Genomic DNA, 20,839 nt, shown 5'->3' on the forward strand with positions numbered 1-20,839 from the left:
AACATAGGAGTTTTGCGATGGCTCTTTCAGGACTGGATATATACAAATTATTACCGAAGACTAACTGCAAAGAATGCGGTTTTGCAACTTGCCTGGCTTTTGCTATGCAGCTTGCTAAAAAAGCCGTCACTATTGATAAATGCCCTTTTATCAGCAGTGAATCGAAAAAGATACTTGAAGAATCAGGCCAGCCGCCGATTAAGCTCGTATCTATAGGATCCGGAGAAAATAAGCTGGATATAGGCAATGAAACGGTGTTATTCCGCCATGAGGAGAAATTCCATCATCCGGCCGGATTAGGTTTTATAATTGAAGACAGCCTTAAGAATGAAGAGATACTTAAAAAACTAAAAAAAGTCAACTCGTTGACTTTTGAACGTGTAGGCCAGGTTTTATGCCCTAATCTGGTAGCGATAAAACAAAAAGGTGATGCAGCCAGATTTTCTGATGTTGTTAAACTGGTTTCAGGTAATACGAAGCTTGCTTTGGTATTGATATGCAACGATCTCGGATCGCTTAAATCTGCTTTAGAAGTTTCTTCCGGAAATAAGCCTTTGGTCTATTACACCGGTAGCACAGGATTAGATGAGGTATGTCCTTTAATTAAGAATTCTGATGCATCTATTGTCGCCAGCGCGCCGGATCTGGAAAGGTTGTCTGATCTTACAAAAAAAATAAGCTCTTACGACATCCAGCAAATTGTTTTGGATACCGGTAAGAAAGATATAAACGATAAGATCTGGGATTTAACGCAGATACGAAGGCTCGCGCTTAAAAAATCAGACAGGAGCCTGGGTTATCCTGTTTTATGCGTTGTTGATGAGGCTGACCCGTATGAGGAAATCCAGCAGGCATCCACATTTATTGCTAAATATGCAGCTATAGTTTTGATTAAAGGCATAGAGCAGTGGCAGGCGCTGGCTATGCTGACTTTAAGGCAGAATATATATACCGACCCTCAAAAACCTTTACAGATAGAGCCAAAGGTTTATCCGATAGGAAATGTAAATAATAAATCGCCGGTTTTGCTTACCACCAATTTTTCCCTCTCTTATTATACTGTGCTTGGCGAAGTTGAAGCAAGTAAGGTCCCTTCTTACATAGTAAGCATAGATACAGAAGGCATGTCCGTATTGACTGCATGGGCTGCGGAAAAATTCACCCCCGATAAGATAACGGATTCTATTTCCAAGCTCGGGGTTAAGGGTTTAGTCTCGCATAATAATCTTGTCATCCCAGGTTATGTTGCAGTAATGAGCGGGGAACTGGAAGATAAATCAGGCTGGAAGGTCATTGTCGGGCCCAAAGAGGCAGCCGGGATTCCGTCTTTCCTGAAGAACATATAATCATTAATGGAAAAATTTAAAATAAAATTTTATCCTGCTGGCAAAGCAATTGAAGTACCCAAGGATGCTAATTTGCTTTCTTCGGCTATATCCGCAGGCGTTTATATTAATGCCAGTTGTGGAGGCGACGGGGTATGCGGGAAATGCAGGGTTATTGTCAGAAAGGGGAAAGTCAATACACAGCCGACAGGAATGATAAGCTCAGAGGAGATGAATAAAAATATATATCTGGCTTGTTTGACTACCGTGCAAAGCGACCTGGAGGTTGAGGTTCCCAGAGAATCAACTATAGGCCTGGAAGGATTGACTCCCGAAGATATACATAGCAGGTTCAAAGGATTCTACTCAGCTTCGGAGAAAATAGACTCTTCATTATCTGAGTTGGCCAAAAGAAAATTTGTTTTTAAGCCGCAGGTGATCAAGAAATATCTGGAGCTTGAGGAGCCTACAATCACAAACCCATCCAGCGATTTGGAAAGATTAACTAAGCACCTAAGGTCAATTCCGGATTTTTACCCGGATAAGAAGGGGCCGATAATACCTTCGGGGCTGGTTAACATCAGGCAGTTAAGCGGCTTATTGCGTTCTTCTGGCTGGAAGATAACAGTAGTTATCGGAGAAAAGGATGATACATGGGAATTACTTTTTGTTGAGCCCGGAGATACAGCCATAAAAAACTATGGTTTTTGTTTTGATATCGGGACAACCACTATCAGTGGGCAGCTGGTTGACCTTAACAGCGAAAAGATCCTTGGTACCAAGATAACCTATAATAAACAGGTTGTTTTTGGCAGCGATGTCATTACCAGGATAATATATGCCGGCAAGAAGGAAGGGTTGGAAAAATTGCATCTTGCTGTGATAGATTGCATTGACCAGATTATTAAGGAGCTTTGCCAGGAGCATAATATAAGCATTAATGATGTCACCTGTATTACTTGCGCCGGCAATACGACAATGATCCATTTATTGTTGTGCATAGACCCGACTTTTATAAGGAAAGAGCCGTATGTTGCCACTTCTAATTTTATGCCTGCTATCCGCGCATCAGAAGTTGGCATTAGGATAAACCACAGGGGATATTTAAATTGCATCCCCGGTGTCTCTTCTTATGTCGGCGGGGATATTACGGCGGGAGTCTTAGCCTGCGGCTTAAATTTACTTGAAAAACCGTCTCTGCTTATTGATATTGGCACAAACGGAGAAATTGTTTTGGGTAATAGAGAATTCCTTATTTCATGTTCTGCTTCCGCAGGCCCGGCTTTTGAAGGCAGCGGCCTAAAATGCGGGATGCGGGCAAGCAGAGGCGCTATACAGAAAGTAGGCATCAGCAAAGACGGTATAGTTTCGTTTGAAACGATAGATTCTGACGCTCCAAGAGGTATATGTGGTTCAGGGTATATTGACGCTATCGCCCAGATGCTTAAAGCTGGTTTGCTTGACAAAGACGGCAAAATCAAAGACGCCAAGTATGAGCGTGTACGTAATTCAGAATTCGGCAAGGAATTTGTGCTTGTTTTTAAGGAGGATTCAGGGATAAAGAAAGATATAGTTATTACCGAAGTAGACATAGATAATATTAAACGCTCAAAGGCAGCTATTTATTCTGCGGCGGAAACTTTACTCAAGCATGTGGATCTTAGTTTTGATCAAATTTCAAGGATATTTATTGCCGGGGGTTTTGGCACAAACATCAATATCGAAAGCGCTATAAGAATAGGATTATTACCCGATCTTGAAACCAAAAAATTTATTTTCGTCGGTAATACGTCGCTGGCCGGTGCGCGTTACGCTATTTTTTCTAGAGAGGCAAGGGATGAAGCAGGAGAGATAGCAAGGAAAATGGCATATTTTGAATTATCCGTCGACCCAAAATACATGGATGAATATATGGCTGCTCTGTTTTTCCCTCACACCGATCTTAATAAATTCCCGAGCGCAAAGGATTAAATATGTCTTATGTAATTGCTGTTGCAGGGAAGGGTGGTACAGGAAAAACTACTTTAGCCGGGTTAATTATAAGGATTTTATCTGAGAAGAAATCCGGATCTATACTGGCTGTGGATGCTGACCCTAATAACAATTTAGGTGAGGCTCTCGGAGTAAGCATTGATGAGACCATTGGTTCGATTTTAGATGAAATAGCAGCGCATCCCGAGAAGATACCGGCAGGTTTTACAAAAGACAGGTATGTAGAATATAGGGTAGAACAGGCGATAAAAGAGGATGACCGTTTTGACATAATATCCATGGGAAGGCCTGAGGGGCCCGGCTGCTACTGTTTTGTTAATAATGTATTAAGGAACGTTATAAGCAAGCTGATCTCAAGCTATGATTTTGTAGTTATTGATAATGAGGCCGGCCTAGAACACTTTTCAAGGCGCACGACCCGTAAAGCAGATTGCCTGCTTGTAGTTTCTGACCCGACAAGAGTAGGATTGCTTTCTGCAAAAAGGATAAGAGCGCTTTCAGAAGAATTAGGCATAAAGCTTGAAAAGAAATTATTGGTGGTAAACCGTTCCAGGGGAGAAATCAGCGATGCTGTTAATGATGCAGGGTTAGATTTTATTGGCAGCCTTCCTTATGATAATGAAATTGAAAAGGCGGCTGTAAAAGGAGATTCGCTTTTTAATATTGACAAAAACTCGAATATTCTTGATAATTTAGGTAAAATTGGAGACAAGATATGGCAAAGGAAATGATGATTGAAAAATGGCAGGGCCAGGTTTGTACCGTTTCTATAGGAGCAACTAAACAAGATGGCGGAAGCCGTTCACATGTTATAAAAGTCGGGGGACAGAACACATTGCCTTTTTTGTTTAAAGAAGGCGATAACCCGAATAAGCCTGTAGTAGCTATGGAAGTATGGGATACTGCCCCCTCTGATTGGCCGGAAGAATTGCTAAAATATTATAAGGATGTTGCAGGAGATCCGGTTAGCTGGGCGCAGAAATGCATAAAAGAATACCACGCCAATTTATTATGCTTAAAACTGCAGGGAGCGCATCCCGATTTTGGCAATAAATCTCCTGATCAGGAAGCTAAGCTTGTAGGCAAGCTCCTTAGGGAAGTGCCTGTTCCGTTGATAATTCTAGGATGCGGGGATGATGCTAAAGATAATATTATGCTTCCTTTATGTTGTGAGGCATCAAAGGGAGAGCGATGTTTAATCGGCGATGCGGTGCAGGATAATTATAAGACCCTTGCTGCAGCTGTTTTGGCCGACGGCCATAATATAATAGCCGAGTCTCCTATTGACATTAATATAGCAAAACAGCTTAACATACTGATTTCAGATATGGGTTTGCCTTTAGATAGGATAGTGATAAATCCTACTATAGGGGCTTTGGGCTATGGCCTGGAATACGCTTATTCTATTATGGAAAGGTCAAGGCTTGCAGCTTTGGCCGGGGATAAAACAGTTGCTTCTCCTTTTATCTGCCTGGTTGGCCAGGAGTCCTGGAAAGCCAAGGAGGTAAAAGCGCAAGAAGCTGAATTCCCGAATTGGGGAGGGGCTTCTGAAAGAGGCATAGCCTGGGAGATGGTTACGGCTACTGCATTGTTGCAGGCCGGAGCTGATATACTGGTCATGCGCCATCCCAAGGCAGTTGAGAAAATAGAAAAATACATAAGTAAATTGGTCAAAACAGCGTAAAAGAGGTAGATAATGTTTATTATAGGCGAATTAATAAATGGAATGTATAAAAATGTAGCTAATGCTATACGGCAAAGGGATGAAAAGGCTATTATAGAAATTGCGCTGCGCCAGATTGATTCCGGAGCAGATGCTTTGGACGTAAATTGCGGCCCGGCATCTAAAGAGCCTGTTTCTGATATACAATGGCTGGTTAAAACAATACAGGGGGTCACTGATAAGCCTCTTTGCCTGGATTCTAGCAAGCCTAAAGTCATAGAGTCAGGGTTGAAAATATTAAAAAATAAGGCTATAATTAATTCTACTACCGCTGATAATGATAAGCTGGAAGCATTGATCCCGCTTGCCATCAATTATGATGCAAAATTAATCGGTTTGACTATAAGCTCAAAAGGAATACCGCAAAACAAGGATCAGCGCCTTGAATTAGCGGCAATAATTGTCTCAACTTGCGTTGAAAAAGGCTTTAATGTAGAGAATTTATATCTTGATCCGATTGTTATGCCGGTCAACGTTGCGCAGTCACAAATGTGTGATATCCTTGAGTCCTTAAAAGAATTCAAAATAATCTCAGAGCCTGCGCCTAAGACAATAGTTGGTTTAAGCAATGTTTCGCAGGGAGCTTCAGGTAGGAGCCTGATAAACAGGACATTTCTTGTAATGGCTGCGGCAAACGGCCTGGATGCCGCCATACTGGATCCTTGCGATACCGAATTAATGGACGCTGCTATAACTTCGGACCTTATACTTAGCAAGCAGATATATTGCGATTCGTACCTTCAGGCTTACAGAAAGAAATAAGAAATGAGCCCAAGAAAGATGTTGAGGCATATATTCAGGTTTCATGGCTTCAGGGAGAGCATGTTCCTTGCTTCTAAGGGCGTAGTTTACCTGTTCCTGTACCATAGGAACATGCGTATTATTTTTTTGCTGGGCATATTTGGTTTTTGCATGGGTATATTATTCCGGCTGCGGGGTATTGAGCTTGCCATACTTTGCCTGACAATCACTTTTGTTTTTGTTGCCGAGATATTCAACACCGCTGTCGAGATGATGATGGATATATTTACAAGCAGGTACCATACATTGGTAAAATTAATAAAGGACATTGCAGCTGCCGTGGTTTTAATTGCTTCTTTGAATGCCATAGCAATAGGATATATCCTATTCGCTAGAAAATTAATGAGGTGAGGTTATGAAGACTATTTTGGTTGTAGATGACGAGAAGGAAATCAGGGAATTAATAACAAGAAAACTTTCTAAGGATTTTACGGTTCTTTCTACAGGGTCATCGGAAGAGGCTCTAAGGATCTGCAGGATGAACGCCCCGGACCTTGTGCTTCTGGATATTGCTATGCCCGTAATTGATGGTTATGCTATGGGGGAAAAATTAAGGTCTGATAAAAATACGGAGAATACTCCTATTGTGTTTCTTACCGGCAAAGGCCTGGACATTGAACACATCGAACAGCATTGTAAGGATCTCGGGTTCTGTGATTACATACTTAAATCAGCTTCTTTAAGCGAACTTGTTGCCAAGATAAAAGAATTTCTTGCCTGATTTTTGAGCTCGGAATAATATAGACAGATTAGCCTTGGCATGTTATATTGAATTCCTTCTTTCGGCGGCGTAACTCAGCCTGATAGAGTAGTCGGCTCATACCCGATTTGTCACTGGTTTAAATCCAGTCGCCGCCATTAATTTTGCCATAGTTAAACGAAGCAGGCAAAATTACAGTTGCGACGCAGTCCTGCCGAGCCTCTCAATATTAGGCCATATCAGGTGAGGCACGGGCCAGTCGCCGCCACTTATTTACTAAATGCGGCTCAAAAATACAGAGTAACTGGTTTCCCCGAATCCGCCTTTGGCGGATCCGGGACTGCGCTGCAAATGTGAAAAAACTGCAGCTTGAAATCCAGTCGCCGCCATTAATTTTGCCTGTATTTTGGCTATTGCAAAATTGTATATGCGACGCAGTCCTGCGGAGCTCAATGATAATCAGAAAGCGACGCACGGGCCAGTCGCCGCCACAAGATTTACACTATTAACCAAAGAATGTAAATCGTATCCCGAGCAACACAATTCCAAATTATGTTGCGAGGGATAAAACTTCATTTCATCAAAATGTCCACAACCATATTCTATTTCACAGGAACAGGTAATTGCCTTTATGTTGCCCGTAACCTTGCCAATGAGCTTGGGGATGCAAGATTAGTAAATATCGCATCAGTAATCGATAAAAATATAGATTTATCTGGCCAGCGCATTGGCTTAGTTTATCCTGTTTATATGTTCGGTATGCCTTTAATCGTTAGCAAGTTTATTAAAAAACTTAAGGCAGGTAAAGATAAATACTTTTTTGCAGTTGCTACCTATGGCGGTAAGGCATGTAATACTTTAAAACAGAATGCGCGTGAATTTGCTGCTTTTGGGCTGAAGCTTTCTGCGGGTTTTTTGATAAAGATGCCCGGTAACTATACCCCTCTATACGGGGCTATAAACGAAAAAAGCCAAAACAGGCTTTTTGAAGAGTCTCACGATAAAATTAAAAATATTGCCAGAATTGTGAGTTCCGAGCAAACCGCCAGAATTGAAACAGATTCTTTTCTTGTTGCGGGGCTATTTTCACTTATTTATAAATTAGGCTCAGGGAAAATACCTGCAATGGATAAGGGCTTCTGGCCGGATGAGAAATGTAATAGTTGCGGCATTTGTGTTAAAGTCTGCCCTGTGAATAATGTGGAATTGGCCAGCGGCAAGCCAAAGTGGCTTGGTAGGTGCCAGCAATGCATGGCCTGCCTTCAGTGGTGCCCTCAGGAAGCTATACAATATGGGAAAAATACTGCGTATAGGAAACGGTATCATCACCCGGAAATAAAATTAGAAGATTTAATGCATAACAACATATAAAAAGGGGTCAAGATATGGACGGAGAGAAGAAATTAACTAGTGAATTTGCTATCGCAAGCCTTGTGCTGGGCATAGTCTCATTCTTTACGTTAATGGGGTTAGAGAAGGCGATCCTTGCGATTGTTTTTGGAATATTGGGTTTTAGAAGAATAAGCAGGAATGCCGCATTTAAAGGGAAAATGCTGGTAGCTATCGGAACCGTCCTTGCTGTTATTTATATTATCCTGGCTGTTTTTTATTTGATCAAGTATTTTCCGCAAATCCAGCAGCAATTAATGCAACAGCCTAAATAGTCACCTTTATTTGACAGGATTTAGTTATAATCAAGATGGCCGTTTAGCTTTTTTACAATATTACGAATGTTACAAGATAAAGTCATAAGCACTATAAATAAATATAAGCTGATTAAAAAAGGGGATTATATCCTGCTTGGTGTATCGGGCGGCCCTGATTCTGTCGCCCTCGCTTATATTTTAAATAGCCTTAAGAAGAGATTGGGCATTAAGCTGTGTATCGGGCATCTTGACCACGCGATGAGAGAATATTCGCATAAAGATGCTTATTTTGTAAGGTCTCTTGCACAAAAACTTGGTATCCCATTTTTTTTCTCCAGGGTCAGGGTTAACCAGGCCTACAAAGAGGCCTCTGAAGAACAAAATGCCCGCAGCGCAAGATTCAGCTTCTTCCTATCGGTTGCCAAAAAAGAAAATATTAATAAGATTGCGCTTGGACATAATTTTGACGATCAGGCCGAAACCGTATTAATGAGGATTTTAAGGGGTGCCGGGCTTTATGGCATGCTTGGGATAATGCCCAAAAGAGAAATCTCCGGCCATGTGTTTATAAGGCCGCTTATTGATTTAAAACGTAAAGAGATCATTGCTTATTTGAAGAAAAAAAAGATAAGGTTTTGTATCGACCCTTCTAACGCTAAAAACATATATTTCAGGAATTCAGTCAGGAACGAATTGTTGCCTCTGTTGGAATCAAAATATAATAAGAATATAAAGGAGCGGCTTAATGATATGGCTGATAGCATTGCTTATGATTACGATTATCTTATGCGGTCTGCCAGCAGGTTCCTTAAGAGGCAGGGCCAATCATTGCAGGTAGGATCACTTATCAGGCTGCATCCATCCATCAGGAGGCTCGCCTTAAGGTTAAGCATCCATGCAAAACAAGGGGATATAAGAAGGATTACTTTTAACCACATTCAAGAACTTGATGACTTGATCATAAACCGCCCGGATAATTCAATCGTAGACCTGCCTAAAGGTTTATATGCCTTAAAGAAGAGGGGAAAACTCTACTTCCGCAACAAATATTAACAAATACTTGATTAAAAGAATATTTACAGATATAATAATAACTCTAAAAAGGCAGAATTATGAAAAAAGAAAATCTACGTAACTCTAAGAAAAACAAGGCATTTCGTCGTTTCCCGTTTGGCTGGATATTCGCTATAATTGTTTTTTATTTGTTCATAAGCTCAATAAATACCTCTATGACCGGAGGGGTGCCGCAGGAGATAACTTATAGCGAGTTTTATAGGATCTTAAAGGACAATCCTGATAAGATAAAAACCCTGGCTAAAACAGATACTGAATTGCAAGGTGTATTTGCCGATGACAGCAAATTCAAATTAACCATACCTGATAATGACCAGGAATTGCTTAGCCTTATAAGGACTAATGTTAAGCATTTTGAAGTAAAACCGCTAAGGACTTTTTGGGCGGCATTGATATTTAATTTAGGCCCAATATTAATATTGATTCTATTTTGGTGGCTTATGGCTTCACGAGGCGAGCAGCTTGGCAACAGGGTCATGTCTTTTGGTAAGGTGCGGCCGAGGATGCATAATGAAAATGATTCGGGCAAAGCCACATTTAATGATGTTGCAGGTGTTGACGAAGCAAAAGAAGAATTGGCAGAAGTAATTGAATTCCTCAAGGACCCGAAGAAATTCCAGAGATTGGGAGGCAAGATCCCCAAAGGCGTTCTATTGGTAGGGCCGCCTGGATGCGGGAAAACTCTCATTGCCAGGGCTGTCGCCGGAGAGGCAGGAGTACCTTTTTTCAGTATTTCAGGCTCGGATTTTGTTGAGATGTTTGTCGGTGTTGGAGCAAGCCGGGTAAGGGATTTATTCGAGCAGGGGAGGCGCGCGGCCAAATCTTCTTCCAAGGGCGCAATTATATTTATAGATGAAATAGATGCGGTGGGCAGGCTGCGTTTTTCCGGAATTGGCGGCGGTCATGATGAGAGAGAACAGACACTTAACGCCCTGTTAGTAGAGATGGATGGATTTGATCCTACCCAGGGGTTGATACTTATTGCGGCAACGAACAGGCCGGATACGCTTGATCCGGCTTTACTCCGTCCGGGCAGATTTGACCGGCATGTGATTGTGCATCTGCCGGATATAAAAGGCAGGGAGGAAATCCTTAAGGTGCACACCCGTAAGATCAAGGTTTCTACGAACGTAAATTTTAAGGTATTGGCAGCATCTACTCCCGGGTTTTCGGGAGCTGACCTGGCAAACCTTTGTAATGAGGCAGCTTTGCTTGCTGCTAGATTTAACAGGGAGTCCGTGGAGATGGTTGATTTTGAAAAGTCAATTGAAAGGCTGCTTATGGGCCCGGAAAAGAAAAGCAGGATTATGTCTAAAAAAGAAAAAGAGATTACCGCAGTCCATGAATCAGGGCACGCGTTACTGTCATTGCTTATACCGGAAGTAAATCCGCTTAGGAAAGTTTCCATAATTCCACGGGGTATGGCTGGCGGATATACTTTCACTCCGCCGCTGGAAGATAAACATTATTGGCTAAGGAGTGAATTGATGGGTGAAATAGCCTTGATGCTCGGAGGCAGGGCTTCTGAAGAGTTGACGTTTAATGAAGTTACAACAGGCGCGCAGAATGACCTGGAGGTTGCAACGCAGATGGCCAGAAAAATGGTATGCCAGTATGGTATGTCAAAGAGATTGGGCAATGTTACTTTAGGCAAAAGGGAAGGAATGATTTTTCTTGGAAGGGATATTGTTGAAGAGAGGAATTATAGCGAGGAAACGGCAAGAGTAATAGATGAAGAAGTAAAAAACATTGTTGATGATGGTTATAAGAGGGCAAAAGAGTTATTGCAGCAGGAAGGCGATAAATTGAAGGTATTGGCTAGCGCACTTATTGAGAAGGAAGTGCTTGACGCCGAAGAAGTAAAGAAGCTCTTGGGGATTGAGAAGAAAGATAAAGACGTAGCTTGAATTGATATGCGCATCATCGATATAGCCAAGCCGGGAGATTTAAAGAATTTGATGGAGAGGCTGAAAGTTGATCCATACGGGATCAAGATAATGCTTCCAAAGGGATTGTCTTTTGCCGTAAAGATAGATTCTTTGGATTCGATAGCAGCAAATATTTTGAAACAGCAGATGCTTTCTTTGGGGGGTGATGTAGCGCTTCCAAGAGGGATTTTGACCGGCAAGCTAAAGAACACCGACTGCCTGCTTTTAGGTAACCTTTATCAACTGAGCCAATTAATCAAGAAGCTTAAATTGCAGCCCTTCGGGTTAAAGGAATTATCTTTTAGGCTAGATTCTCTGCTTGATAGTTATCAAAAGGTAAACTTTGAGCTGGATCTACCTTCCGGCAGGATGCGTTTAGGCTCTAAGCCCCGCATCATGGGTATAATTAATATTACTCCTGATTCTTTCAGCGGTGACGGCGTACTTAAAACATCTCTGATTTCAAAGAGTATTTGTTTGGCTGATATAGTTGATAAAGCGCATAGAATGATAAAGGATGGCGCTGATATTATTGATGTCGGAGGAGAATCTTCCAGACCCGGGTCTTTACCGGTATCATATAAAGAAGAACTGAATAGGGTTATCCCTGTTATAAAGGTTCTTACAAAAAAGACAAAGGCGCCAATCTCAGTGGATACTTATAAGCCGGAAGTTGCCAGGCAAGCGTTGGATAACGGTGCCGCAATCGTAAACGATATCAGCGGATTGCGGAACAGAAATATGGCTAAGATTATCGCAAAATATAAGGGGGCAGTTGTGATAATGCATATGAAAGGCCGGCCCCGTTCGATGCAGAGAAATCCCGTTTATGATTCAGTGGTTGATGATATTAGCGGATTTCTTAAAGGGCAGATAGATTATGCCGTTGCCAGCGGTATTCCTGCCAACAGGATTGTTATTGATCCTGGCATTGGTTTTGGAAAGACCACTGAACATAATCTTGAAATTCTGCGCAGGCTAAGGGAATTCAGGTCTTTAGGAGAGCCTGTGCTTATTGGGCCGTCAAGGAAGGCATTTATAGGCAAAATATTAAAGGCTGATTGCTTTGACAGGGTTGCCGGTACAACCGCTGCTTGCGTATTGGCAGCAAAGAACGGAGCAAATATTGTGAGGGTGCATGATGTCAGGCAAATAGCCCAGGCTTTGAAGGTAAGCCATAGTATATTAAACTAAAATGTGGAGACCGATAATTGAAATATTTGTACTTTGGTTTGTGATTTATCATATTATCCTGTTTTTTGAGGGTACGCGCGCTGTCCAGGTATTAAGAGGGATTATCACGCTTTTGATAGCCTTCTTTTTGTTCCAGATACTCGGTTTTGAGGTTTTGGATTGGCTGTTAACCAAGCTTTTTGGTATATCAATCATAGCAATATTAATAATATTCCATCCTGAGATAAGGCAGGGTTTGGCCAGGATTGGGCAAAGGCATTTATTTGCTACTACATTAAAGGAAGAAGAAATTGACTTTATGTTGAAGCAGATACTTGAGGCGGCTATTAATCTTTCCAAGGGCAGAATAGGCGCGCTAATAGTGATTGAAAAGAATGACCCTTTAAACGCATATATGCAAAGCGGCGTCAGTATTGATGCAAAAGTTTCCCAGGAATTAATCCAGGCAATATTTACTCCCTATAATCCATTGCATGACGGAGGCATAATTATACAGCACGGAAGGATTTCGGCAGCGGGATGCATCTTTCCATTTACTCAGAATCAAGACTTAAGCAGGATATTCGGCACAAGACATAGGGCCGCGCTTGGCTTAAGCGAGGAAACGGATGCGCTTGTAGTTATTGTCTCTGAAGAGCGGCAGGATATTTCTTTGGTTTACAGAGGCAGGCTCCACCGCGGGCTTACCCAGGATGAGATGCTTTCTAAAATAAAAGAAACACTGAAATTAAAGAAAGAAGACAACAAAGTTAAAGAGGCGCCAGATAATGGAAATGAAGGAACTCCCGAAAATAAAAATCAGCCGTAGAGTTATGCATTGGCTTGTGAGCCATCCTTGGCTTAAGCTTATTGCCTTGATTTTGGCAATAATAGTGTGGTTCTATGTCAGAGGGGAAATAACCCGGTTCAATTATTAAATATGCTTAAGCTGGGAGTTAATGTTGATCATGTAGCGACAATCAGGCAGGCAAGAGGCGGTTGTTATCCTGACCCGGTTAATGCAGGGCTCATATGCGAGTCATCCGGGGCAGATAGCATAGTCGCGCATTTAAGAGAAGACAGAAGACACATTCAGGAGAGAGACCTGTTCCTTTTAAGGAAGTTGTTACGCACCAGGCTTAATCTTGAGATGTCTTGCTCTGATGAAATTGTGCGGGTGGCTCTTAAGGTTTTGCCTGACCAGGCGACTTTAGTCCCGGAAAAGAGGCAGGAGTTAACCACTGAAGGCGGGCTTGATGTGCTGGCTAATATGCCGCAGGTCATAAAAGCCTGTAGAGCGCTTAAGAATAAGAATATTGATGTAAGCATCTTTCTTGACCCCGATAAAAAACAAATTGATGCTTCTAAAAAGATCGGGGTTAAGATGATTGAATTGCATACGGGCAGGTTTGCCAATAGCCGCAATAAACAGCAGTACAATAAAAATTTTTTAGAATTGAAAAAGGCTGCGCGTTATGCCGCAAAATGCGGCTTGCGGGTTTTTGCAGGGCATGGTTTGAATTATGATAACGTCCCGGATATAGTTAAGATAAAAGAGATCGAAGAGTTAAACATAGGCCATGCTATTATTTCCCGGGCTCTGTTCGTCGGGCTTCGGTACGCGGTAACAGAGATGAAAAATTTGATAAAGAGATGATGGTAGGCACCGGAGTAGATATTACGGAAGTAAGAAGGCTGCGTCAGGCAGTAGATAAATGGGGCGACAGTTTCTTAAGCAGGGTATTTACGAAAGAAGAATTAAAAAATGCCCGGGGAAGGGTAAGCCTATATCAACATCTTGCCGGCAGATTTGCGGCCAAAGAAGCGGTATTTAAAGCTTTAGGCGATCCGGACTTGACCTGGCAGGATGTAGAGATTATTAATGACAGGCAGGGTAAACCTCATTGTAAGCTGCTTAATTATAAGAAAAAGGATGTCGATATTTTGATATCGATCTCTCATGTAAAAAGCTATGCGGTTGCCAGCGCGATTATTACAGAGAAGACCTGATGCTCATAAAGGAGATTTCGGACATATATTCATTTTGGCCGGTTCGTTGCGATTTTCCGGAGCAGCAGTTCTATGCGCAGAGGCAGCGATGCGCTGCGGGGCAGGGCTGGTAACCCTGGGGGTGCCAGAAAATGTAGCCCGTCCGATAATAAAGTTTAAGCCCAGGGAAATAATGCTCCTTCCTTTGCATGAGACAAAAGAAGGCACGTTAAGTCCGTCTGGATATAAAAAGATAAAAAATTTCGCAATTACCGCTGATATATTGGCTTTAGGGCCTGGTCTTTCTCAAAATAAATCAACCCAAACTTTAATCCGTAAGATTGTGGCCACGGTAAATAAACCTATGGTTATCGATGCTGACGGTCTAAATGCCTTAATAGGCAACTTAGGGATTTTATCCGCTAAACCATATACGCTAAACCCTAAAATATTGACCCCTCATCCTGGAGAAATGGCAAAGCTTTTGGGCACAAGCATTAAAAAGATTCAGAAACAAAGAAAAGATGCAGCAGTAAACTTTGCTAAGAAATACAAAGTAACCGTAGTCTTAAAAGGACATAATACGATAGTCGCTGATTATAAAAATAATTTATATGTAAATAAGACCGGTAACCCCGGTATGGCTACTGCTGGAAGCGGGGATGTTTTGACTGGTATCGTGTCAGCTTTCTTAGCGCAAGGTTTGGATAGTTTTAGCGCAGCTAAATTTGGGGTGTATATTCACGGATTAGCAGGTGATCTGGCAGCAAAAGAGAAAACGGAAATTAGCTTGATTGCTTCGGATTTAATTGGTAAAATTCCCGATGCAATAAAGATCAGTTCTTAGATATATTCTGAAAAAGTTTATCTTAGTACTAATGTATTGCCGGCGTAGCTCAGTCGGTAGAGCAGCTGTTTTGTAAACAGCGGGTCGGGGGTTCGATTCCTCTCGCCGGCTTAAATGAGGCCACAACTTATGGAGCAAATGAAATGAGCGAACATAAGTTGTTTGGCCGAATTTATCCCGAGTGTACGAAGCAGATTTATTGAAATCTGCGAGTGCTTACACGAGGGATGTAAAATGATAGTTCATAGTTGATAGTTCATTGTTCATGGATATTGGTATATTTCTATGAACCTTGAACCATGAACTAATATGATATGAACACCCGAACCGAAAGGGGTGTGGGGAATTTCCCCACGTTGTCGGGGTGACAGCGAACATAGTGAGCGCCATAGGGGCAGAGCCCCTATGGAGAGCGAGCGGTGATTGAAGACTTGGCGAGCGAGGGTCGGGGGTTCGATTCCTCTCGCCGGCTTTACAAAGTCACCAAGTCACAAGGACACACGTCACAAGTTTATGTGACGTTGTGACTTTGTGTCATTGTGACAAACACTATTTTTGTTATATTGTTTCGGGCAGGTACCCAAGTGGCCAAAGGGGGCAGACTGTAAATCTGCTGCACCTGTGCTTCGGGGGTTCGAATCCCTCCCTGCCCACCAGTTTGCCTTATTTTCACTCATTGCGGGTGTAGTTCAATGGCAGAACAATAGCCTTCCAAGCTATATATGTCGGTCCGATTCCGATCACCCGCTTTAATTTCAGCTGGGTGGCGGGATAAGCACGCTTGTATGTTGCCCGCTGTTAGAGTTTAAATATTTACAAATGAGGAAATAAATGTTTCCATTCAGCCAAAGAAGAGAAATAAGGGGTATCGATAACCTTTTACCTAAGCTTATCGACCATGCCAATGTTTTAGTACTTTATTTGGATAATCATGGTTTTATAACCATGACGAATAAGAAAGTCGAAGAGATAACTGGTAAGCGCAGGGAAGATATTATCGGACGCGGCTGGATGGATGTGCTGTTTTCAAAAAAGAACCCGACAATTAAAAAACAGATGTTTAAGGCTGTAGTTGATGATTCTATTCTCTATAAACGCTTAAACGGATTTGAAGGAATAATAGTTGACGCAAATGGCAACGAGCGCCTGATATCCTGGAGTATAAACCCCATACTATCCGAATCTAAGGATCTTGGAGGTGTTTCTTTGTTGGAAGGAGTTCTGTTTATCGGCAACGATATTACAGAGCTTAGAGAGAAGGGCGCTTCGCTTAAGAAAATCGATGATGCGCTTAAGGATTTGTTTGTCAACATAAAAGAATACGCTTTATATGTTACAAATTTAGACGGTAATATTACGTATTATGGGATAGGCGCCGAAAAGATGTTCGGGTGGCTTAAAAACGAAATCATTTTTAAGCACGTTAGTGTTTTGCACCAGCCTGCGACAGCTAAAGAAGTACTTGATAATATTTTCGATAGGGTGAAAAATGCCGGCCAATATGAATCAGAAATTAATCTGGTAAAAAAGGATAATCAGGAATTTCCGGTTATTCTTACGGTCAGCCAGTTTCTTGATAACGAAGGGAAGTTGATAGGTTTTACCTTTATAGCTAAAGATATTACAGAAAGAAAGAAGATGGAGTTTCAGATACTTCAGTCTGAAAAACTGGCAGCTATAGGCCAGCTTGCTGCTGGTATGGCTCACGAAATCAATAATCCGCTCTTTGTTATTTCCGGACGGCTGGAAATGCTCTTTGATCAGGGTGGATTGGATGAAAAAGTTGCTGAAGATTTGAAGATTATCAACTCACAGGCAGACAGGATCAGAAAGCTAGTTGACCGGTTACTGAAGTTTGCTAGGCAAAGCCAATTGAAGCTCGAACCTTTGAATATAAACGATGTTATAGAGGGAGTTATCCCGTTTTTGTCGTATCAGAAATTGCCTGTTTCTCAGATTAAACTGGTCAAGGAGTTTGATAAAAGCCTGCCAATGGTTAAAGGCGAATTAAATCAGCTGCAGGAAGTTTTTATTAACCTTCTCATCAATGGGTATCAGGCTATGTCTGTTAATGGCGGCCAATTGACAGTCAAGACCAGCCTGTACCTTGGAAGTTTTGTAGAAGTCAGTATTACTGATACCGGCGGAGGCATAAAACCCGAAAACCTTAAAAATATATTTATGCCGTTTTTTTCAACTAAAAAAGACGGTACCGGCTTGGGGCTTTCAATCTGCCATAATATTATTCAAAATCACGGCGGGACAATCTCGGTTGAGAATGCACCCGGAAAGGGCACTACTTTTATAGTAAGGTTGCCAATTATTTAAAACAGGAGGAAGTTATGTCTTATAAAGTGCTGGTAGTTGATGACGAAGCTCCGGTAAGAGAATTGTTTCATGATTTGTTGGTAAAAGAAGGTTGCAATGTAAAAGTTTGTGCATCAGGCGAAGAGGCGTTGGAGCTGGTTAATGGCGAAGATTTTGACGTTATACTCCTGGATATCAAGTTATCCGGCATGAATGGGCTTGAGGCTTTAAAAAAGATAAAGGATATAAAGCCAAAAGCCATAGTTATAATGATAACCGGATTTGGCTATGATGAGGAGCTTATTAATAAATCAAAACAACTTGGCTGCTCAGGATACATAGGAAAAAATATGCCTATTTCGCAGATAATCAGCAATTTCAAGTTGTTTACAAAGTCTGCAACAGAGAAATTAAAAAAAGATAATTAACCGGAAGATAAAATGACTGATCAATTATTGAGGCCAGTTTATATTGACGCATTTGATTTAGATGATGCCTGGTTCCAGTGCTTAAGCGCAATCCTGGAAAAAGGGCATGTTTATACGATAACCCGAGGCAGTTATGAAGGCCAGAAAAGGCTTGAATTTGATTTTGCCGTTGTAAGGGTAAAGAAACCCTCTCATCAGATTATACCGGTTATACCTGAAGGCATGAGTATACCGGCGCCTACAGATATGGATTACATCCAGGGTTATTTAAGCTATCTGTTGACCGGGGCTAAAACAGAGACTGAGGATTACACTTATGGAGAACGGCTGGTTGACCCGAAGGTCAAGGTAAAAACCGCAGGAGCCGGCAACAATATCTATAATGAAATACCATTGGATGTCAATCAGGTGGATGAAGTGATAAAAATTTATAAGGAAAAAGGACATGGTACTAATCAGGCAATCATGGAAATAGGGATGCCATCTGATATAAAATTGGTCGATCCGCCTTGTCTTAGGTTGATTGATACTCGTATCAGGTATGGTAAGCTGCATTTTATTTTATATTTCCGTTCCTGGGATTTATGGGGAGGGTTTCCTTCCAACCTTGGCGGCTTGCAGTTGGTCAAGCAATATATGGCTGATGAAATAGGTGTCGGCGATGGTGAGATTATTGCTGCGAGTAAAGGCCTGCATCTATATGATTACTCGTGGGATTTAGCTAAAATTAGGACTAATAAAAATAATTTACAGATAGCTTAATATGGATAAACATCAGGGTCCGCACAACAAAACAGAGCGCAGGGAATTTTCCAGGCTTGATTATCTTAAGCCGCTTGCTTTCAAGGTATGTAAGCCGGAGATCATAGATAAATTATTGGAGGGCTACACCAGCAATATAAGCCAGTCAGGCATATTATGCAACATAAGAGACAATGTGGTTTCGGGAGATATCGTCTGGCTTTCTTTCGACAGGTCGACTTTAAGTATCTGCGAAGATATAGAGAGGCGGTGTTTTATCTATCAGAACGGCATAATAGGAAAAGTGGTCAGGATCGAACATAAAGAGGACGGTTCATTTAACGTGGGTTTGAAGTTTGTAACGCGTGAAGAAAGAAATGATACAAACATACATCCAAAGATTTACTTTCTTCAAATGGGTTTGAATAAAAACAATGAATAAGAATATTGCTGTTATTGGTGACGGCGGCTGGGGTACGACTCTGGCTATTATTTTGGCAGGGAAAGGATACTCAGTTACTTTATGGGGGGCTTTCCCAAAGTATGTTAGCCAGGTCAAAGAAACCAGGATCAATGAGAAATTCCTTCCGGATATCAAGATACCCAGGCAAGTTGTCTTAACTCACGATCTAGAGGAGGCTTTATATCAAAAGGATATAGTGGTGTTGACCGTGCCTTCCCAATACATCCGTGGTGTGCTAGAAAAGATAAAGAAAAATGATTACCCAAGGAGAGCAATTTATTTAAGCGGTACGAAAGGTATTGAAATAGGAACTTTATGCAGGATTTCACAGATAATTGAAGAGGAGCTTGGTAAGGTTAAGATAGCTGTCCTTTCTGGGCCGACCATAGCACATGAAGTTGCCCTGGGTGTGCCAACAGCAGCTGTTATTGCTGCGAATAATAGAGAAATAAGCAAATCCTTGCAGGAAGTATTCATGACAGACGCTTTCAGGATATATACGAACAGTGATGTTATCGGTGTTGAATTGGGCGGAAGCTTAAAAAATATAATTGCTATTGCTTGTGGTATATCCGATGGTCTGGGGTTTGGAACTAATACTAAAGCCGCGCTGCTTGCAAGAGGGCTGGCGGAGATTTCGCGGTTAGGCAAAGCCATGGGTGCAAGGCAAAATACGTTTAGTGGTATAAGCGGTTTGGGCGATTTAGTGACTACATGCATAAGCCAATACAGCAGGAATAGGTTTGTCGGTGAACAAATCGGCAAAGGGATAAGCCTGAAGGATATAAACTCAAAAATGCAAATGGTAGCAGAAGGTTTACCGACCACCAAGTCAGTTTATGAGTTGAGCATAAAATACCGCGTTGATATGCCGATAACCAGCCAGGTTTATTCGGTTATTTACAAAAACAAGCCAGCATACAAAGCGGTAAGAGATTTAATGACAAGACAGGGTAAATCTGAATAAGCGCGGTAATTTACGGGGAGTAGCGCAGCTCCGACGCACTCATTTCATTCGCAGTCGGAGTCCCGACCGAGTGTAAACGAGCGTCGGGATTTGGCTTTATCGTCCGTCATTAATAAAGAAGTTACGGACGATGCCCATTTTGCGCTAACATTTGGCTGAACATATTTGTTAGTTGATATAACGGGGAGTAGCGCAGTTTGGCTAGCGCGTTTGAATGGGGTTCAAAAGGTCGTGGGTTCAAGTCCCACCTCCCCGACCAAAGTTCTCTTGTGATGTTTGAGATGTGAGCTTTGGCCATGAGTAGCCATATTTGTTGACGATTAGTACAAGAGATTTGAGAAAAAATTTTAATTCGAAATATTATCACGAAAGGAGAAATCTATGGAATTCAAGGGGCCGGAAAAAAGAAAGACGCCTAGGATAGCCGGAAGATTTATTGTCTCTTACAGGATTTTAGAGGAAAATAATAATGTCGATATCTCGCAAACTAAGAATTTGAGTATGGGCGGCATGCTTCTGACTACTAACAGGCACTTCGATGTTGGCACTAATATCGCTCTGGAAATCCGTCTTCCATTTGATCCCAACCCGATTATGCTTATCGCCAAGGTCATGGAATCCAGGGAGATTACCAAAGATTTGATATATGATACCAGGCTTGCCTTTCTGGCCGTGGATGAAAGACACAGAAAAATAATAAATGAAACAGTGGATTACTATATAAAGAAAGGTTAG

General features: G+C 41.7%; 22 protein-coding genes and 5 tRNA genes. All 27 read left to right on the forward strand.

The annotated features are described in order from the left end of the window. The first annotated feature begins 17 nt into the window (after positions 1–17). The 27 genes from C4533_02485 to C4533_02615 all read left to right on the forward strand — a co-directional run bounded on the left by C4533_02485 (position 18) and on the right by C4533_02615 (position 20,839). Positions 18–1,346, forward strand: a complete 1,329-nt coding sequence (locus C4533_02485; GenBank protein RJP28680.1) for an acetyl-CoA decarbonylase/synthase complex subunit gamma — start codon at positions 18–20, stop codon at positions 1,344–1,346. Between the two features lie 6 nt (positions 1,347–1,352). Then, on the forward strand, positions 1,353–3,296 hold the full coding sequence (locus C4533_02490; GenBank protein ID RJP28681.1) for a DUF4445 domain-containing protein: 1,944 nt from the start codon (positions 1,353–1,355) through the stop codon (positions 3,294–3,296). Between the two features lie 2 nt (positions 3,297–3,298). Beyond that, on the forward strand, positions 3,299–4,048 hold the full coding sequence (locus C4533_02495) for a hypothetical protein (GenBank protein ID RJP28682.1): 750 nt from the start codon (positions 3,299–3,301) through the stop codon (positions 4,046–4,048). Beyond that, on the forward strand, positions 4,033–5,001 hold the full coding sequence (locus tag C4533_02500) for an acetyl-CoA decarbonylase/synthase complex subunit delta (GenBank protein ID RJP28683.1): 969 nt from the start codon (positions 4,033–4,035) through the stop codon (positions 4,999–5,001). Before C4533_02495 ends, C4533_02500 begins: the two co-directional genes overlap by 16 nt. Positions 5,002–5,013: 12 nt before the next feature. Further along, positions 5,014–5,802, forward strand: coding sequence for a methyltetrahydrofolate--corrinoid methyltransferase (locus tag C4533_02505; protein RJP28684.1), 789 nt, complete (start codon positions 5,014–5,016; stop codon positions 5,800–5,802). Positions 5,803–5,805: 3 nt separating this feature from the next. After that, positions 5,806–6,192, forward strand: coding sequence for a diacylglycerol kinase family protein (locus C4533_02510; protein RJP28685.1), 387 nt, complete (start codon positions 5,806–5,808; stop codon positions 6,190–6,192). Between the two features lie 4 nt (positions 6,193–6,196). Further along, positions 6,197–6,562: a response regulator gene (locus C4533_02515; GenBank protein ID RJP28686.1), complete on the forward strand. Its 366-nt coding sequence runs from the start codon at positions 6,197–6,199 to the stop codon at positions 6,560–6,562. A 63-nt stretch (positions 6,563–6,625) separates the two neighbouring features. Beyond that, positions 6,626–6,699, forward strand: a tRNA-Met gene (locus C4533_02520). A 394-nt stretch (positions 6,700–7,093) separates the two neighbouring features. Continuing rightward, positions 7,094–7,912, forward strand: coding sequence for a 4Fe-4S ferredoxin (locus C4533_02525; protein ID RJP28687.1), 819 nt, complete (start codon positions 7,094–7,096; stop codon positions 7,910–7,912). Positions 7,913–7,926: 14 nt separating this feature from the next. Next, positions 7,927–8,205, forward strand: coding sequence for a DUF4190 domain-containing protein (locus tag C4533_02530; GenBank protein ID RJP28688.1), 279 nt, complete (start codon positions 7,927–7,929; stop codon positions 8,203–8,205). A 66-nt stretch (positions 8,206–8,271) separates the two neighbouring features. Beyond that, entirely contained in the window at positions 8,272–9,240 is a 969-nt protein-coding gene (tilS, locus tag C4533_02535; GenBank protein ID RJP28689.1) for a tRNA lysidine(34) synthetase TilS, read from the forward strand. A 176-nt stretch (positions 9,241–9,416) separates the two neighbouring features. Further along, positions 9,417–11,168: an ATP-dependent zinc metalloprotease FtsH gene (hflB, locus tag C4533_02540; GenBank protein ID RJP29209.1), complete on the forward strand. Its 1,752-nt coding sequence runs from the start codon at positions 9,417–9,419 to the stop codon at positions 11,166–11,168. 6 nt (positions 11,169–11,174) lie between these two features. Continuing rightward, positions 11,175–12,383, forward strand: a complete 1,209-nt coding sequence (folP, locus tag C4533_02545) for a dihydropteroate synthase (protein RJP28690.1) — start codon at positions 11,175–11,177, stop codon at positions 12,381–12,383. Position 12,384: 1 nt separating this feature from the next. Then, on the forward strand, positions 12,385–13,191 hold the full coding sequence (locus C4533_02550; protein RJP28691.1) for a TIGR00159 family protein: 807 nt from the start codon (positions 12,385–12,387) through the stop codon (positions 13,189–13,191). 111 nt (positions 13,192–13,302) lie between these two features. Then, positions 13,303–14,019: a pyridoxine 5'-phosphate synthase gene (locus C4533_02555; protein ID RJP28692.1), complete on the forward strand. Its 717-nt coding sequence runs from the start codon at positions 13,303–13,305 to the stop codon at positions 14,017–14,019. Next, positions 14,019–14,372, forward strand: coding sequence for a holo-[acyl-carrier-protein] synthase (gene acpS / locus C4533_02560; protein RJP28693.1), 354 nt, complete (start codon positions 14,019–14,021; stop codon positions 14,370–14,372). The genes C4533_02555 and acpS overlap by 1 nt, the downstream gene beginning before the upstream one ends. Continuing rightward, complete coding sequence (locus tag C4533_02565) at positions 14,335–15,198, forward strand: NAD(P)H-hydrate dehydratase (GenBank protein ID RJP28694.1); 864 nt, start codon at positions 14,335–14,337, stop codon at positions 15,196–15,198. The genes acpS and C4533_02565 overlap by 38 nt, the downstream gene beginning before the upstream one ends. Before the next feature lie 38 nt (positions 15,199–15,236). Next, positions 15,237–15,309: transfer RNA gene (locus C4533_02570), tRNA-Thr, on the forward strand. 459 nt (positions 15,310–15,768) lie between these two features. After that, a tRNA-Tyr gene (locus C4533_02575) sits at positions 15,769–15,854 on the forward strand. A gap of 22 nt (positions 15,855–15,876) precedes the next feature. After that, positions 15,877–15,947, forward strand: a tRNA-Gly gene (locus C4533_02580). Positions 15,948–16,029: 82 nt separating this feature from the next. Next, positions 16,030–17,526, forward strand: coding sequence for a PAS domain S-box protein (locus tag C4533_02585; GenBank protein RJP28695.1), 1,497 nt, complete (start codon positions 16,030–16,032; stop codon positions 17,524–17,526). Positions 17,527–17,540: 14 nt separating this feature from the next. Next, positions 17,541–17,933, forward strand: a complete 393-nt coding sequence (locus C4533_02590; protein ID RJP28696.1) for a response regulator — start codon at positions 17,541–17,543, stop codon at positions 17,931–17,933. A gap of 27 nt (positions 17,934–17,960) precedes the next feature. After that, positions 17,961–18,695 carry a thymidylate synthase gene (locus tag C4533_02595; protein RJP29210.1) on the forward strand — a complete coding sequence of 245 codons (735 nt, stop codon included), beginning with the start codon at positions 17,961–17,963 and terminating at the stop codon, positions 18,693–18,695. A 1-nt stretch (position 18,696) separates the two neighbouring features. After that, positions 18,697–19,116, forward strand: a complete 420-nt coding sequence (locus C4533_02600) for a PilZ domain-containing protein (GenBank protein ID RJP28697.1) — start codon at positions 18,697–18,699, stop codon at positions 19,114–19,116. Then, positions 19,109–20,104 (forward strand): NAD(P)-dependent glycerol-3-phosphate dehydrogenase, encoded by a 996-nt coding sequence (locus tag C4533_02605; protein RJP28698.1) that lies wholly within the window; start codon positions 19,109–19,111, stop codon positions 20,102–20,104. The genes C4533_02600 and C4533_02605 overlap by 8 nt, the downstream gene beginning before the upstream one ends. 181 nt (positions 20,105–20,285) lie before the next feature. Continuing rightward, positions 20,286–20,363: transfer RNA gene (locus C4533_02610), tRNA-Pro, on the forward strand. 122 nt (positions 20,364–20,485) lie between these two features. Beyond that, positions 20,486–20,839, forward strand: a complete 354-nt coding sequence (locus C4533_02615; protein RJP28699.1) for a PilZ domain-containing protein — start codon at positions 20,486–20,488, stop codon at positions 20,837–20,839.

It is taken from the genome of Candidatus Omnitrophota bacterium (assembly GCA_003598025.1).
In the GTDB taxonomy this organism is placed as follows: Bacteria; Omnitrophota; Gorgyraeia; order Gygaellales; family Profunditerraquicolaceae; genus Profunditerraquicola.

Bases quoted from the DNA above. Each gene is read 5' to 3' on its own strand.
- C4533_02615 (RJP28699.1), top strand. From the start codon at position 20,486: ATGGAATTCAAGGGGCCGGAAAAAAGAAAGACGCCTAGGATAGCCGGA.
- C4533_02510 (RJP28685.1), top strand. From the start codon at position 5,806: ATGAGCCCAAGAAAGATGTTGAGGCATATATTCAGGTTTCATGGCTTC.
- C4533_02500 (RJP28683.1), top strand. From the start codon at position 4,033: ATGGCAAAGGAAATGATGATTGAAAAATGGCAGGGCCAGGTTTGTACC.
- C4533_02525 (RJP28687.1), top strand. From the start codon at position 7,094: ATGTTGCGAGGGATAAAACTTCATTTCATCAAAATGTCCACAACCATA.
- C4533_02490 (RJP28681.1), top strand. From the start codon at position 1,353: ATGGAAAAATTTAAAATAAAATTTTATCCTGCTGGCAAAGCAATTGAA.
- tilS (RJP28689.1), top strand. From the start codon at position 8,272: ATGTTACAAGATAAAGTCATAAGCACTATAAATAAATATAAGCTGATT.
- C4533_02600 (RJP28697.1), top strand. From the start codon at position 18,697: ATGGATAAACATCAGGGTCCGCACAACAAAACAGAGCGCAGGGAATTT.
- C4533_02590 (RJP28696.1), top strand. From the start codon at position 17,541: ATGTCTTATAAAGTGCTGGTAGTTGATGACGAAGCTCCGGTAAGAGAA.
- C4533_02605 (RJP28698.1), top strand. From the start codon at position 19,109: ATGAATAAGAATATTGCTGTTATTGGTGACGGCGGCTGGGGTACGACT.
- folP (RJP28690.1), top strand. From the start codon at position 11,175: ATGCGCATCATCGATATAGCCAAGCCGGGAGATTTAAAGAATTTGATG.
- C4533_02505 (RJP28684.1), top strand. From the start codon at position 5,014: ATGTTTATTATAGGCGAATTAATAAATGGAATGTATAAAAATGTAGCT.
- C4533_02495 (RJP28682.1), top strand. From the start codon at position 3,299: ATGTCTTATGTAATTGCTGTTGCAGGGAAGGGTGGTACAGGAAAAACT.
- acpS (RJP28693.1), top strand. From the start codon at position 14,019: ATGGTAGGCACCGGAGTAGATATTACGGAAGTAAGAAGGCTGCGTCAG.
- C4533_02515 (RJP28686.1), top strand. From the start codon at position 6,197: ATGAAGACTATTTTGGTTGTAGATGACGAGAAGGAAATCAGGGAATTA.
- C4533_02565 (RJP28694.1), top strand. From the start codon at position 14,335: ATGCGGTTGCCAGCGCGATTATTACAGAGAAGACCTGATGCTCATAAA.
- C4533_02550 (RJP28691.1), top strand. From the start codon at position 12,385: ATGTGGAGACCGATAATTGAAATATTTGTACTTTGGTTTGTGATTTAT.
- hflB (RJP29209.1), top strand. From the start codon at position 9,417: ATGACCGGAGGGGTGCCGCAGGAGATAACTTATAGCGAGTTTTATAGG.
- C4533_02485 (RJP28680.1), top strand. From the start codon at position 18: ATGGCTCTTTCAGGACTGGATATATACAAATTATTACCGAAGACTAAC.
- C4533_02585 (RJP28695.1), top strand. From the start codon at position 16,030: ATGTTTCCATTCAGCCAAAGAAGAGAAATAAGGGGTATCGATAACCTT.
- C4533_02555 (RJP28692.1), top strand. From the start codon at position 13,303: ATGCTTAAGCTGGGAGTTAATGTTGATCATGTAGCGACAATCAGGCAG.
- C4533_02530 (RJP28688.1), top strand. From the start codon at position 7,927: ATGGACGGAGAGAAGAAATTAACTAGTGAATTTGCTATCGCAAGCCTT.